14 protein-coding genes are annotated in these 13,596 nt (G+C 48.5%); 8 read left to right on the top strand and 6 right to left on the bottom strand.

Going from position 1 to position 13,596, the window contains the following annotated elements:
- Positions 1–54: 54 nt before the first annotated feature.
- Positions 55–657: an HAD family hydrolase gene (locus DXA57_RS15695; RefSeq protein WP_158571346.1), complete on the bottom strand. Its 603-nt coding sequence runs from the start codon at positions 655–657 to the stop codon at positions 55–57.
- 230 nt (positions 658–887) lie between these two features.
- Here DXA57_RS15695 and DXA57_RS15690 point away from each other — a divergent pair, with 230 nt between their 5' ends.
- The 3 genes from DXA57_RS15690 to DXA57_RS15680 are packed head-to-tail and all read left to right on the top strand — an operon-like array spanning position 888 to position 4,119.
- Positions 888–2,162, top strand: a complete 1,275-nt coding sequence (locus DXA57_RS15690) for a chloride channel protein (protein WP_117768209.1) — start codon at positions 888–890, stop codon at positions 2,160–2,162.
- A 29-nt stretch (positions 2,163–2,191) separates the two neighbouring features.
- Positions 2,192–3,553, top strand: coding sequence for an MATE family efflux transporter (locus DXA57_RS15685; protein WP_117768208.1), 1,362 nt, complete (start codon positions 2,192–2,194; stop codon positions 3,551–3,553).
- 23 nt (positions 3,554–3,576) lie between these two features.
- Positions 3,577–4,119 (top strand): phosphatase PAP2 family protein, encoded by a 543-nt coding sequence (locus DXA57_RS15680; protein WP_117768212.1) that lies wholly within the window; start codon positions 3,577–3,579, stop codon positions 4,117–4,119.
- A gap of 119 nt (positions 4,120–4,238) precedes the next feature.
- Here DXA57_RS15680 and DXA57_RS15675 read toward each other — a convergent pair whose 3' ends face one another.
- From DXA57_RS15675 to DXA57_RS15660, 4 genes are all read right to left on the bottom strand, one after another.
- Entirely contained in the window at positions 4,239–5,939 is a 1,701-nt protein-coding gene (locus tag DXA57_RS15675) for a carbon starvation CstA family protein (protein ID WP_117768207.1), read from the bottom strand.
- Positions 5,936–6,454 carry a hypothetical protein gene (locus DXA57_RS15670; RefSeq protein ID WP_117768206.1) on the bottom strand — a complete coding sequence of 173 codons (519 nt, stop codon included), beginning with the start codon at positions 6,452–6,454 and terminating at the stop codon, positions 5,936–5,938. Before DXA57_RS15670 ends, DXA57_RS15675 begins: the two co-directional genes overlap by 4 nt.
- A gap of 235 nt (positions 6,455–6,689) precedes the next feature.
- Complete coding sequence (locus DXA57_RS15665) at positions 6,690–7,394, bottom strand: YjjG family noncanonical pyrimidine nucleotidase (RefSeq protein ID WP_117768205.1); 705 nt, start codon at positions 7,392–7,394, stop codon at positions 6,690–6,692.
- A gap of 17 nt (positions 7,395–7,411) precedes the next feature.
- The gene (locus tag DXA57_RS15660) at positions 7,412–8,176 is read right to left on the bottom strand and encodes a NifB/NifX family molybdenum-iron cluster-binding protein (RefSeq protein WP_117768204.1); all 765 of its coding nucleotides are present in this window, start codon (positions 8,174–8,176) and stop codon (positions 7,412–7,414) included.
- A gap of 167 nt (positions 8,177–8,343) precedes the next feature.
- On the opposite strand from DXA57_RS15660, the gene DXA57_RS15655 reads away from it, so the two are divergent.
- From DXA57_RS15655 to DXA57_RS15635, 5 genes are all read left to right on the top strand, one after another.
- Positions 8,344–9,081 (top strand): ABC transporter ATP-binding protein, encoded by a 738-nt coding sequence (locus DXA57_RS15655; protein WP_117768203.1) that lies wholly within the window; start codon positions 8,344–8,346, stop codon positions 9,079–9,081.
- On the top strand, positions 9,081–10,004 hold the full coding sequence (locus DXA57_RS15650) for a SufB/SufD family protein (RefSeq protein ID WP_117768202.1): 924 nt from the start codon (positions 9,081–9,083) through the stop codon (positions 10,002–10,004). The genes DXA57_RS15655 and DXA57_RS15650 overlap by 1 nt, the downstream gene beginning before the upstream one ends.
- Before the next feature lie 36 nt (positions 10,005–10,040).
- Positions 10,041–10,772, top strand: coding sequence for a GTP pyrophosphokinase (locus tag DXA57_RS15645; protein ID WP_117768201.1), 732 nt, complete (start codon positions 10,041–10,043; stop codon positions 10,770–10,772).
- A gap of 285 nt (positions 10,773–11,057) precedes the next feature.
- The gene (locus DXA57_RS15640; RefSeq protein ID WP_117768200.1) at positions 11,058–11,510 is read left to right on the top strand and encodes a MarR family winged helix-turn-helix transcriptional regulator; all 453 of its coding nucleotides are present in this window, start codon (positions 11,058–11,060) and stop codon (positions 11,508–11,510) included.
- The gene (locus tag DXA57_RS15635; protein ID WP_117768199.1) at positions 11,500–12,846 is read left to right on the top strand and encodes an MATE family efflux transporter; all 1,347 of its coding nucleotides are present in this window, start codon (positions 11,500–11,502) and stop codon (positions 12,844–12,846) included. Before DXA57_RS15640 ends, DXA57_RS15635 begins: the two co-directional genes overlap by 11 nt.
- Before the next feature lie 185 nt (positions 12,847–13,031).
- Here the strand turns inward: DXA57_RS15635 and DXA57_RS15630 are convergent, their stop codons facing one another.
- On the bottom strand, positions 13,032–13,517 hold the full coding sequence (locus DXA57_RS15630) for a GNAT family N-acetyltransferase (RefSeq protein WP_117768198.1): 486 nt from the start codon (positions 13,515–13,517) through the stop codon (positions 13,032–13,034).
- Positions 13,518–13,596: the final 79 nt, after the last annotated feature.

Below are 13,596 nucleotides of genomic sequence, written 5' to 3'. Positions count from 1 at the left end.
CGAACGGTACGCACGGTGGTGTGAGAGGACGGCGGTTAGTCACCGCCTCCTACTCTATTGCGCCAGAAGAGCCTCCAGTTTCTTGCGGGCATCCTCGTAACCGGTAAAGTGGATGCCGTGGATCCCCAGGCTGCAGGCGGTCTCGATATTTGGAAGGCTGTCATCGAAGAAAACCGCCTCCTCGGGGCTGATCTGATAGCGACGAAGCAGTTCCTCATAGATCCAGCGGTCGGGCTTGATCAGCTGTACTTCATAGGAAAAGAGGCCGCCGTCCATCAGCTCCCGGAAATCCAGGGCTTTCTGAGTCTCCTGTACGCCAAACTCGCCGTAATTGGAGAGGTAGTAAAGGCGAAAGCCTCTTTCCTTCAGTTCCTTCAGCCAGGGTCTGGTATAGGGATATTGACGGGCCATATAAGAATAATCAAGGATGACCTGGCGGATCTCTTTTTCGTATTTCGGAGCACGCCGGATAAAGCGCTGGAGCAACTCCTCCAGTGTCAGGACTCCACGGTCCATTTCTTTCCAGTCAGGGCTTCGGAACACAGCATCCGCCACGGCTTCAAACGTTTCATCCTGGCAGCCCAGGCGCCTCAAAGCACCTTCCCAGTCATAAGCGGCCAGAACATTTCCAATATCAAAGATGATGGTTGTGATCATAATGAATTCCTCCATAGTCAGCAGTTGTCCAAAGACAGACAGTCTTAGGTTCTATTGCTTATTTTAACAGAGGAAGACGGAAAGCGCCACTGGAAATGCAGATTTTCCAGTTGCTTTTACCAGATGTGCTTTGTATAATAAACGATGACATGGACAGGAAAGTGCAGCTGTCTGTAAGGTATAACAGAGAACATCTGCTTTTGTACCAGAGAAAGAGAGAGGGGATTCAAATGAAGAAAGAAACAAAAGAAGGGCTTGTCTTCTATCTGAACCGGATCCGGGAAACGATGACAAGTCTTGGAAAATGGCTTCTGCTTGCAGTTGTGAGTGGTTGTGTAGTGGGAGGGATCAGTACCTTGTTTGCTTTTGTACTCACCAAAGTGACTGTCTTTCGTCAGGAAAACAACTGGGTATTTTATTTTCTTCCGGCAGCAGGACTGGTCATCGTATTTTTATATCAGACCTTTGGAAAGGACGACGGCGGGGCAAATCAGGTATTTGCCACGATTGCTTCGAGAGACAGTGTTCCTTTAAGGGCAGCTCCGCTGGTTTTTATTTCCACAGCCCTGACACACCTTACCGGTGGTTCCGCAGGCCGTGAGGGAGCGGTGATCCAGCTTGGCGGAAGCATCGGAAACCAGCTGGGACGGTGGCTTCCATTAGATGAGGAAGACCGTCATGTGATGGTTATGTGCGGTATGAGTGCAGCCTTTGCGGCACTTTTCGGGACACCGATGGCGGCGGCCGTATTTGCCATGGAGGTAGTCAGTGTGGGTGTTATGTACTATACGGCGCTGGTTCCCTGTGTGATCGCTTCTCTGATCGCCAGCAATTTCGCAGCAGGCATGGGGATCCATCCGGAGGTTTTTCATGTGAGTCATATCCCGGCTCTGACGATTGAAAGCGGGATCAAGGTCGGAATTGTCGGACTTGGCTGTGCAGTGGTCAGTATTCTTTTCTGTCTTGCCTTAAAAGGTGTGGCTTCCGGCTATAAAAAATGGCTAAAAAACCCCTACATCCGGGTTGTGGCAGCCAGTGCCCTGATCATCGGGATTACGCTGCTCCTTCACACGACGGATTATATGGGAGCCAGCACCGGTCTGATCGAAAAGGCCATTGAGGAAGGAGAGGCCAGACCCCTGGATTTCCTCTGGAAACTGATCCTTACCGCTATTACGATGAAAGCCGGTTTTAAAGGTGGTGAGATCGTTCCTTCCTTCTGTATCGGAGCAACCTTTGGCTGTGTGCTCGGTACGCTTCTTGGAATGGAGCCCTCCATCTGTGCAGCAGCCGGAATGGTGGCTGTTTTCTGCGGTGTGACCAACTGTCCGCTGACCTCGATCCTCATTGCCTTTGAGCTGTTCGGGTTTGAGGGTGTGGCTTATTATCTGATCGCTGTTTCCATCAGCTATGCGGCTTCCGGCTATTACGGACTTTATAAAGAACAGACGATCCTGTATTCCAAATATAAAGCAAAATATGTAAACCACAGAACTAAGACCTGAAGCGTTTTTTGAGGAGAAAAAGAAAATTTATGCAGAATGACATGACAAAAGGCAGCCCTCTCAGGCTGATCATTTTCTTCACGATTCCCGTATTGCTGGGAAATATTTTTCAGAATGTATACAATCTGATGGACTCGATTATCGTAGGCCGCTTCCTCGGCGTCAATGCCCTGGCGGCAGTTGGAACGACAGGAACCCTGGCCTTTGTGGTCTTTGGATGGATCACAGGTATGACGGGAGGCTTCGGGATCCTTCTGGCACAGAGCTTTGGAGCGGGAGATGAAAAAAGACTTCGTCATTATACGGTAATGTCTCTTTATCTCTGCATCATCATGGCGGCAGTGATGACTGGCGGACTTCTTCTGATGAACCGGGGAATCTTAAAGCTGATGAACACGCCGGATACGATCATTGACGATACGGCAGGCTATATCGGGATCATCTATGCAGGCCTTCCTGTTACCATCGCTTACAACATGCTCGCGGCAGTGAGCAGATCTCTGGGAGACAGCAGGACGCCTTTGATCTTTCTGATCCTTTCTTCCGTCCTGAATGTCATTCTCGATATTCTTCTGATCGCAGTGATCCCGCTTGGTGTACGGGGAGCCGCCTATGCAACCGTGATCGCTCAGGCAGTTTCGGTTGTTTCCTGTTTCTTTTATATCAAAAAGAAATATGATATTTTAAAGATCCGAAAAGAAGAATGGGGCTTTTCCGCTGCCAGTGCGGGCAGACTGATGATGATGGGAGTTCCTATGGCACTGCAGTTTTCCATTACCGGCATCGGAACGGTGATGGTACAGGCAGCAGTCAATCTTCTTGGTGCTACGTATATTGCTGCTTTTTCGGCCAGTGGAAAGATCTGCAATATTGTGACGCAGGCGTTTCCGTCCATTGGGATCACGCTGGCAACTTATGTAGGCCAGAATATGGGAGCAGGAGAGATCCGGAGGATCCGTCAGGGAGTCAAGATCACGCAGATCATTACCATTATAGTCGGAGTTGTCTGCGGCCTTGCTGTATTTTTCTGGGGAGGAGCAGCATCCAGACTGTTTGTCGCTGATCCGACAGGAGAGATCCGGACGATCTGTAATGAATATTTCCATGCTACGGCATGGTGTTATCCGTTCCTGGGTTCTATTTTTATCTATCGGAATACACTTCAGGGAATGGGAGACGGACTGGTACCTATGATAGGCGGCATTTTTGAACTGCTGGCCCGTGGCATCATGGTTACGGTTCTGGCAGGTCCTCTGGGCTTCCTCGGGATCTGTCTCTGTGATCCGGGAGCCTGGCTGGCAGCCCTGATCCCGCTGGTACCTGTTTATATCATCCGTATGAAAAAGATCGCAAAAACTTATACGCCTGCCAGATCAGCAGGCAGATTCTGAAAAAACGGAGAGGAGTGAAAAAAATAGGAATTGAAATTCAGATTTTAGACTGGCTGCAGAAGCTGCATACACCGGTACTGGATCAGATCATGTGCTCGATCACACATCTTGGAGATGCGGGAGCTTTCTGGATCCTTCTGGCGGCTGTGCTGCTTCTGGTGCCGAGGACAAGAAAGAGCGGCCTTATCGTGGCAGGTGCTCTTTTGATGGATGTTCTGTTTTGTAATGTGCTGTTAAAGCCGATAGTAGCAAGAACCAGACCGTTTGATGTGAATACGGCGATACAGCTTCTTGTGAACAGGCCGGTGGATTATTCCTTTCCATCCGGTCATACGGCCGCTTCCTTTGCATCGGTGGCCGGACTTTTTATGGCAGGAGAGAAGCGTCTCTGGAAACCGGCACTGGTGCTGGCTGTACTGATCGCTTTTTCCAGGCTGTATCTGTATGTGCATTATCCTACCGATGTGCTGGGAGGTCTGCTTCTGGGCCTGCTTTCCGGTTATATCGGAAGCAGATTGGTACTGTGGCTGATGGACAGAAAAAAAGGCAGCCAACGGGCTGCCTGATGGGACAATTCTTAATATTGATCGCGCCGCCGCATTTATGTGTGTCTGCCTTCTGCTTTGCAGGAGACGGAAGATCACAGGGATGCGGCGGCGCTGTTTCTTTATGGGAGTGGATGGATTTAAGCTTTTTTCAGGCTTTTCTGTTTCTTGAAGGTCTGGATTCCTTCCACAACCAGGAAGATTGCCAGGATCGCCATGGCTGCGGCGAAGAAAAGCTGGAACCAGTCGCCCCAGAGAGCTTCACCGTCACAGATCATCACGAGTTTTTTCCTGACCGTGATGAGGAGGCTGCTTAAGGTAGCCGCAAGCATGAATACCATCGGGACATAGAACATTTTGTTGTTCTTACCGGCCTGTCCCAGCCATGCACAGACTGCCATCAGAGCGATACCGGCCAGAAGCTGGTTGGCAGCGCCAAAAAGTCCCCAGATCTGACTTAAGGAAAGTCCGCCCAGGATGCAGCCGATGACAACCAGGAAGGTGGTACCTACCATGGGATGAGCCAGGAAACGGCGTGCGCCGGTGGCATCCTTCCAGCTCTTTTCATTTTCTTTCAGGAAGAGCTCGGAGAAGAGGAAACGTCCCAGACGGGTTCCGGTATCCAGAGAAGTCAGGGCAAAGACGGAAACTGCCAGGGTTAAAAGTGCATAAATGGTGTTGTAGGTATGAGAACCTTCATCAGAGAACATGGTGGCAACACCGGCTGCGAAAGCGGCAGGCGGTCCGCCGAAAGCACCGCTGGTGTATTTCTCATAAACCATACCAAGTGCGATCAGGGCTACGATACCAAGAGCGGACTCAATAAGCATGGAACCGTAAGCAATGGGTTTGGCATGTTTTTCGTTATCCAGCTGTTTGGAAGAGGTACCGGTGGCAATGAGGCTGTGGAAACCGGAACAGGCGCCGCAGGCAACGGTGATAAAGAGTGCCGGGAACAGAGTTCCGATCGGAGTGCTCCAGCCTGTGAAAGCGGGAATGTTAAAGGTAGAACGTCCGGCGAAGGCAGAAACAAAGATTCCAACCAGGGCCAGTGCCATCATGCCGTAAAGCAGGAAGCTGGAAAGATAATCACGCGGCTGCAGGAGGATCCATACGGGAACCAGAGAAGCCACAGCGATATAGATACCGATGGCAACGATCCAGGCGATACGGCTCATAACAAAACCACAGTTCAGACCAATGAGAACGATCGCAACGATACCGATGATGCCGCCGATGGTTGCGGGAAGAGTACCGACACCCATACGGTTTGTGATATATCCATAGATAACAGCAAGAACGATGAACAGAAGAGAGATCATAGCGGTGGTCTGGTTTCCGGTCGGAGAAGTAGAAACGCCGAAACCGCCGTCACTCATAAAGGTTCCTGCAACAACGTTGACAAAGGATGCAATAACCAGGATCAGCACCAGCAGCGCAAAGATGGTAAAGAGCTTCTGGGCTCTTTTTCCCATGGAATCGCGGATGATCTCGCCTACGCTTTTTCCTTTGTGACGAAGGGATGCAAACAGGGAACCGAAATCCTGAAGGCCTCCGAAGAAAATTCCACCGATGATGCACCATAAAAATACCGGTACCCAGCCAAAAACCGCGGCCTGAATGGGACCATTGATCGGACCGGCGCCTGCGATGGATGAAAAGTGGTGTCCCATGAGGACTGCAGGTTTTGCTGCCACGTAATCCACGCCGTCTTCCATTTCGACAGCCGGAGTGGATTTTTTCGGATCGATGCCCCACTGCTTTGCAAGCCATGAACCATAGCCTACATAGCCGATCAGGAGCAGGACGATCGCTGCTACGATGATTAGAATCGCTGTCATTTTTTTCTCTCCTTTTCTTGCAAGGTAAATATTTTGCTAAAGATCTTTCTCATGGAACGTCCCTGCCGGTTACAGGTCACTTTTTCACGGGAAAGATCTAAAACAATCAGATGGTAATGGCTGAAGCCCTGAAGACTGAAGCGGTAATTTTTGTAATGGCTTCGGGTTCGGACCATTCTTTCTGCCTCTTCGGTAACGGAAGAAGCGATGATGATAAGGGAGACATCGGTGTTTCTGTGATTGGCATGAGGAGTTACGCGGTTCAGTCCCTTTTCCCAGGCCAGCGAATCAAGCCGTTGGAAGTTTTCTTCATCCAGTCGATCAGCCAGGGCAAAAAATACGTACTCATTGGATTCCGCTTCGCCGATGGTTGCAGATTTTGTAAGGAAATAGGTGCTGCTGTGTGAATGAAACACAGCTTCCGCGGCAAAAGGCGCTTCCGGTGTTTCGCGGTTTACGTCATAATAGGCGGAGTAGGAACGCAGTGCTTTTTCAAGCACATCTTCTTTTGTCATGTTTCTCTTTTTTCTCCCTTATTCGTAAATATTTTTTACAATAGAACTTTACCATGATAACACATTAAGATGAAAAAGCCAATCCTGTATTTTAATAAAATTTTAATGAATTTTATTACTGTAAAACAGAAAAATTCCGTGATTTTATAAAAACAGGGGCTGTTCAAAAAAAGCTCTCTTTGGCAGAAGTACGGCTTCAGCCAAAAAGAGCTTTGAAGTGAAAAAATATACATTTTTACAGTGCGAGCAGTGGATAGATCTCATGCAGATCTTTGATCTCGTGATCAATCTGATATTCGGGACCTGCAGAAAGACCGTGGGGATTGTACCAGCAGGTAGGGATGCCGGCATTGTTGCCGCCGCGGATATCGCTGGTAAGAGAGTCTCCGACGATCAGGACCTTTGAACGGTCCACAGGACCAAGTGCATCAAACACCTGATTGAAAAATTCAATGTTGGGTTTCTCATAGCCCAGCTGTTCCGAGAGAAAAATACCATCCATCAGTTCTCCGAGACCGGAAAGCTTCAGCTTTTTGGTCTGGGCTGCGATGGTGCCGTTGGAAACGGCGTACTGTCTGATTTTTCCCCGAAGAGATTTCAGAAGATTCAGACTGTCATTGCAGTAAACGATTGAATCCGCATCTCCGAGCCGATCCTGGTATTTTTCATTAAATGCAGAGGCGATGGAAGGATCCAGACCTTCTGATACAAAGAAGTCACGGAAGCGGCCTACGAGAATTTCCGGTTTTGTCATTTCGCCGTTTTCCAGCTTTACCCAGTAAGTACGGTTGATCTTACTGTAACGGGCAAGCATCTCATCCGTGCATTCGCCGAGATCGTATTCTCTGAAAAGTTTTCGGATGGCGGCCTTTTCTGCAGCAATGAAGTCCAGAAGTGTGCCATCCACATCCCATAAAACAGTAGTGATCTTATCTGTCATAAAGGCTCCTTATGGTCTTAGTGGCAGGAATGGCTTCCACAGCCGTGATCACCACAGGTGTGACCGCTTCCCTCATGATCGTGATGATTGCAGCGGACATTCGGATTATAGCCCAGGCTGCCGGCAAGAAGAGCTGCAACTGCGTCATCCGCATTTCCGCTGCAGCCGCCGTAAAGCCGGATGCCTGCCTGCGCAAGTGCGTTCTGAGCGCCGCCACCGATGCCGCCGCAGATCAGAGTATCGACTCCGTGCTGAACCAGAAAGCCGGCAAGAGCGCCATGACCGCTGCCATTGGTATCGATCACTTCTGCATTGGTGATCGTTCCGTTTTCCACTTCATAAACCTTAAACTGTTCGGTGTGTCCGAAATGCTGAAAAATTTCTCCGTTTTCATAAGTAACTGCGATTTTCATAATGTTTTTGTCTCCTTTTTCTTTTACTGTTATCACTGTGTCCTGCCGCCAGCATTGTCCGCATCTGGCCTGCTCGTTTCCTTCACAGACCCGGTAATTCCCACCACTGATCAGGAGGCGCTGACCGTAAACGATACATCTGGCAAGTTTTTCGCGGGCACTTTCATAGATCTCCGTGACCGTGGAACGGGAAATATCCATCTGTGCAGCACACTGGCTGTGTGCCTTTTTCTCAAGATCTACCAGACGGATGACTTCATATTCATCCAGCGTCAGGGTGACAGCTTCTGATTCCGGTGTTTTTTCCGGAGAAAAAGAATCAAACTGGGGCGCGCAGCAGATCCTGCGGCAGCGTTGTGGTCTTGACATAGATTTTCCTCCTTATTTCCGGCATATGCCGATTATAACGCGAACGGATAAAAATTTCAAGAGGAAAACAGGTACCGTTGACAGATTTCTGGAAAAGGAGTAAATTTCATTATAGGAAAAAGAGACATCTCTGTAAGTCTATATTAAAATACAAAGAGGTAAAACATATGTTAAAAGTAGAAAACCTGACTTTTGAGGTAAATGAAGAAGGGAAGAAACGCTGTCTGGTCAATCATGTCAGCTTTCAGGTCGAGGATGGCGAAATGCTGGTCATCACGGGACCTAATGGTGGTGGAAAATCAACGCTGGCCAAGGTTCTGGCAGGAATCGAGAAGGCAGATAGCGGTGAGATCTATCTGGATGGAGAAAATATTACTGCGTACGATATCGATCATCGGGCCAATGCAGGAATCGGTTATGCTTTTCAGCAGCCACCCCGTTTCAAAGGGATGACGGTGACAAGGATGCTGTCTCTGGCAGCCGGAAGAGAACTTTCCGAGGCCGAGAGCTGCCGGCTTCTTTCAGCTGTCGGTCTCTGTTCAGATGATTATCTGAACCGCCAGCTGGACGGAACGCTTTCTGGTGGTGAAATGAAGCGGCTGGAAATCGCTACGGTTCTTGCAAAGCCGCATAAGGTCAGCATTTTTGATGAGCCTGAGGCAGGGATCGATCTCTGGAGCTTTTCCATGCTGATCCGCCGATTTGAAGAGATCCACAGAGAAAAAAAGGAATGTCTGATCCTGATCTCCCATCAGGAACGGATCATCAATATGGCTGACAAGATCATGGTCATCGAGGATGGAGAAGTCAGACAGTACGGAAAGAAAGCCGACGTTTATCCGACGCTGTTTCAGCAGGAGAAATGCCAGAAATGTATGACCGGACTGGAAGGAGGGAGAAACTGATGGTAAAGCTGGATGCGATCACACAGGAGGTACTGGACAAGATCAGTGAGGGATTTGGACAGAGCGGGGCTTTCAATCTCCGTCAGAACGGGATCTCTCTTTGTCACGGGGACAGTGAACATATCAAGATAAAGAAGAAAGAAGACAAACCGGGCATCGATATTTTTATTGACGGAACGACCATTGCGGAGAAGGTTTATATTCCTGTTGTGGTGAGTGTTTCCGGAATGACGGATCTGGTATACAATGATTTTTATATTGAAGACGGAGCAGATGTGACGATCATCGCGGGCTGCGGGATCCACAACAGTGGCTGTAATGAGAGCCGCCATGACGGGATCCATACCTTCCATGTAGGAAAAAATGCCAATGTGCGTTATGAAGAGAAGCATTACGGTGAGGGAAACGGCACCGGCAGCAGAATCCTGAACCCTGTGACCAATATTGAGCTGGGAGAGAACTCTGTATTCACGCTGGATACGGTACAGATCAAGGGTGTCGATTCCACGGTGCGCGAGACCAACGTGTCCATGGATGCCGATGCAAAACTGTTTGTGCTGGAACGTCTGATGACAGATGGCGAACAGAAAGCAGAATCCAACATAGAAGTCACCATGAACGGAAGCGGTTCCGCTGCCCAGATCATTTCCAGATCGGTCGGAAAAGGCCATTCCTCTCAGGTGTTCCATCCGAGAGCTGTCGGAAAGAACAAGTGCCATGCCCATATCCAGTGTGATTCCATCATCATGGATCATGCAGAAGTAAGCTCCATACCGGAGATCCAGGCAAAGCATGTGGATGCAGCGATCATCCATGAGGCGGCGATCGGAAGGATTAACGATGAGCAGCTTTTGAAACTTCGAACACTCGGAATGACAGAGGCAGAAGCGGAAAACGTGATCATCGAGAATTTCTTGAGTTGAGAAAAGGCGGATAAAAACAGGAAAGGTATCGTATGAATGAGAAATCTGGAAGAATTAAAGCAGCAGGGGCGTATCCTGCTGGATGAAAAAAGAGATGAGTTTGTCAAACAGAGGCTTCTGTCGGATGAGTTTTTTGAGATGATCCAGAAAAATAAAAAGCCCATGGATCTTCTGATGTCCTATTATCAGTGTGCCAGTATGGAGATCGAGACGAAATTCCGTGTCCTGAACCAGGAATATTCTCTGGAATATGACCGAAACCCCATAGAGAGCATCAAAACACGGATAAAATCTTATGAAAGTATCCTGAAGAAGATCAGAAGAAAAGACCTCCCAATGTCACTGGAGTCTATCGAAGAAAATATCCGGGATATCGCAGGGGTGCGGGTGATCTGTTCCTTCCCGGAGGATATTTATGAGATCGCAGAAAGCTTTTTGAGACAGGATGACATCATTCTGGTTGAGAAAAAAGATTACATCAAGGAGCCAAAGCCCAGCGGATACCGGAGTCTTCATCTTATCGTCCAGGTGCCGATCTTCCTCCAGAAGACGAAGAAATTTGTCTATGTGGAGGTACAGCTTCGGACCATTGCCATGGATTTCTGGGCAAGCCTGGAGCATAAGCTCCGTTATAAAAAGAACATTCCGGCCGATCAGGAAAAGCTCATTCAGGAGGAGCTTTATGACTGCTCTTGCCAGAGTGCAGCTCTGGACAAACGGATGCAGGATATCCGGAACATGATCGCCGACAGCGGAGATAAAAAATAAAAGTAACTGTTCAGAACCACCTCCAAAATGCTACGCATTTCGTCGGTGTGGCGTATCCGCCAAATAGATTTCCCTGTAAAAGTGTTCATTCATGCAAGCATGACTCACACTTTTGCATGAAAATCTGCTTGGCTCTGAACAGTTACAAATAAAAAATGGAACCATTTAAAACCAGTTGCTCTTGCAGGCAGCTGGTTTTCTTTTTTGCTTGACAAATGGCGGAATATCTATATAATTATCATTGGTAATTAACTATGGTAACTATATGTGGAGGAATAAAAGCTTATGACAAACGAAAAGATCAAGCAGATGTTTGATGCCTGTTATCAGGCTAAACGGATCCGGGAAATGCTTCCGCCGCTGCCGGAAGGTGTGATGCCGTCCTACATCAAGTATCTGGATACGATCCAGGGACTGGAGAAAAAGGGTGTTCAGGTCAAAATATCCGATATCAGTGACAAACTGGGACTTCCGAGACCCGGAGTCACCAGGACAGTGAAGGATATGGTGGCAAAGGGATATCTTCAGAAATCTGCCGCTTCGGAGGACGGTCGTATCACTTATATTTCCCTCACAGAAGAGGGGAAAGCCCTTTCTCATAAATATGATGAGACTTATTTCAGCAACCTGTCTTCGTATCTTTCTGTGATCTCCGAAGAGGATGCGGATCAGATGATCCGGACGATCGAAAAATTTTATGAGATCATGTGTGAGAGGAGGAATCATTATGACAAATGACAAAGCAGATTTTACGCAGGGAAGTATCCTGAAAAAACTGGTGGCTTTCATGATGCCGGTTCTCGGGGCACTGATCCTGCAGGCGGCGTACGGAGCCGTTGACCTTCTGGTGGTGGGAAGATTTGGCTCCACCTCCGGACTTTCCGCGGTTTCTACCGGAAGCCAGGTGCTGAACCTGGTGACATTTGTGGTGGTGCAGTTTGCGATGGGCATCACCGTTCTGATCGCCCGTTATCTGGGAGAGAAAAAGCAGGAACAGATCGGAGCTGTGATCGGCGGAGCCGTGGTGGTTTTTTCCATGATCTCTGTAGTACTGTTTTTCCTGATGGTGTGTTTTGCACGGCCGATCTCCATTCTGATGCAGGCTCCGACGGAAGCTGTCGATCTGACAGCAGCCTATGTCCGTATCTGTGGAGGTGGTATCTTTTTTATTGTAGCCTATAACCTGTTGGCAGCTATCTTCCGGGGACTGGGGGACAGCCAGTCTCCGCTGCTCTTTGTTCTGGTAGCCTGCATCGTGAACATCATCGGCGACCTGATCCTGGTGGCAGGATTTCATCTGGATGCGGCGGGAGCAGCCATTGCCACTGTTCTGGCGCAGGCACTCAGCGTTGTGTTTGCAGTGCTGCTCCTGATCAGGAAGAAAATGCCTTTTGTGATCACCAGGAAAGATTTCCGCCTGAATCTCCAGTGCCGGAAATTCCTCAAGATCGGCCTGCCGCTGGCACTGCAGGAGTTTCTGACGCAGCTTTCTTTCCTGGCACTTTGTGCTTTCGTCAACCGTCTGGGACTGGAGGCTTCTTCCGGTTACGGAGTTGCCTGCAAGATCGTAAGCTTTGCCATGCTGGTGCCCAGCGCACTGATGCAGTCCATGGCTTCCTTTGTTTCGCAGAACGTGGGAGCAGGTAAATACAAACGTGCGAAAAAATCCATGTTCACAGGAATTGGTGTAGGATTGGCTGTGGGCTGTTTGGTCTTTGTACTTGTTATGTTCAAGGGGGATCTCCTGGCCGGCTTTTTCTCCACAGATGCAGGAGTGATCCAGAAGGGTTATGATTATCTGAAAGGCTTTGCTTTGGAAACCATTTTGACAGCAGTTCTTTTCAGCATGATCGGTTATTTCAACGGAACCAACAGGACCATCTGGGTCATGACACAGGGACTGATCCAGACACTTCTGGTACGTCTGCCGCTGGCTTACTTTATGAGTATCCAGCCTGACGCAAGTCTGACAAAGATCGGCCTGGCAGCTCCGGCTTCCACGCTTGTCGGAATCATTCTGAATCTGGGGTTTTTCCTGTATCTGGAGAAAAAAGAAAAGAAAGTAAAAGGATAACGAGTGTTTTACCGTCTGCGGAAGAAATTTCTGACCCGCAGGCGGTTTTTCTGTTTATAGGAACGATCGCCATCTGTTGAAACTGCCAGGTGAAGATTTTTATGAACAAAAATAACAAAGTCGTGCAAGAAAAGAGCAAAGTGTGTCAATGGAATGCTTATCTGCGTTCAACAATTTACCGGTTATCAGAATACCAGCCGCATCTGGTTCCAGACCACATTTCCGTGGACGGAGCCGGAGACGCCTTCATTTTGAAAACCAAATTTTGCGTAGTAGGGAACCAGGGCATCTTTACAGGTCAGGACAAGACCTTTTCGTCCCTGTTTTTTTGCTGTCCGGATTGCTTCCTGGATCAGTTCACCGGCATACCCCTGTTTCCGGTAGGCAGGGAGCGTATTGACACCGAAGATCATCTGCCATGCACCGTTTTCGTTGTGCATGGAAGCTTTCTCATACATTTCATCGGTCAGGTCCTTTTCATCCGTGACAAAGCCATCGACAAAGGCGATGAGCTTTTCATCCTCGAACATCAGCCAGAAATAGTCACCGTAATACCGGAGACGCTCCGCAAATTCCTCCTTTGTGGCAGCTTCGGCAGGCGGAAAGCATTCCGCTTCAACAGAAGCAACCGCATCCAGATCGGACATAACAGCAGTTCTTATTATTTTCATACTTTTTTCCTCCAAAATTAATATAAAATTGATTTTTCGGGCACGTTTTTTTGTGTAGAATATGATATCATATTATGAT

The organism is Blautia sp. OF03-15BH, from assembly GCF_003463065.1.
Lineage (GTDB): Bacteria > Bacillota > Clostridia > Lachnospirales > Lachnospiraceae > Limivivens.
This window is presented reverse-complemented; position numbering and strand designations above follow the sequence as displayed.

Coding starts and splice junctions, on each gene's coding strand:
- DXA57_RS15665 (WP_117768205.1), bottom strand. CDS start 7,394: ATGACAGATAAGATCACTACTGTTTTATGGGATGTGGATGGCACACTT.
- DXA57_RS15675 (WP_117768207.1), bottom strand. CDS start 5,939: ATGACAGCGATTCTAATCATCGTAGCAGCGATCGTCCTGCTCCTGATC.
- DXA57_RS15635 (WP_117768199.1), top strand. CDS start 11,500: ATGACAAATGACAAAGCAGATTTTACGCAGGGAAGTATCCTGAAAAAA.
- DXA57_RS15655 (WP_117768203.1), top strand. CDS start 8,344: ATGTTAAAAGTAGAAAACCTGACTTTTGAGGTAAATGAAGAAGGGAAG.
- DXA57_RS15650 (WP_117768202.1), top strand. CDS start 9,081: ATGGTAAAGCTGGATGCGATCACACAGGAGGTACTGGACAAGATCAGT.
- DXA57_RS15685 (WP_117768208.1), top strand. CDS start 2,192: ATGCAGAATGACATGACAAAAGGCAGCCCTCTCAGGCTGATCATTTTC.
- DXA57_RS15660 (WP_117768204.1), bottom strand. CDS start 8,176: ATGTCAAGACCACAACGCTGCCGCAGGATCTGCTGCGCGCCCCAGTTT.
- DXA57_RS15690 (WP_117768209.1), top strand. CDS start 888: ATGAAGAAAGAAACAAAAGAAGGGCTTGTCTTCTATCTGAACCGGATC.
- DXA57_RS15640 (WP_117768200.1), top strand. CDS start 11,058: ATGACAAACGAAAAGATCAAGCAGATGTTTGATGCCTGTTATCAGGCT.
- DXA57_RS15670 (WP_117768206.1), bottom strand. CDS start 6,454: ATGACAAAAGAAGATGTGCTTGAAAAAGCACTGCGTTCCTACTCCGCC.
- DXA57_RS15695 (WP_158571346.1), bottom strand. CDS start 657: ATGATCACAACCATCATCTTTGATATTGGAAATGTTCTGGCCGCTTAT.
- DXA57_RS15630 (WP_117768198.1), bottom strand. CDS start 13,517: ATGAAAATAATAAGAACTGCTGTTATGTCCGATCTGGATGCGGTTGCT.
- DXA57_RS15645 (WP_117768201.1), top strand. CDS start 10,041: ATGAGAAATCTGGAAGAATTAAAGCAGCAGGGGCGTATCCTGCTGGAT.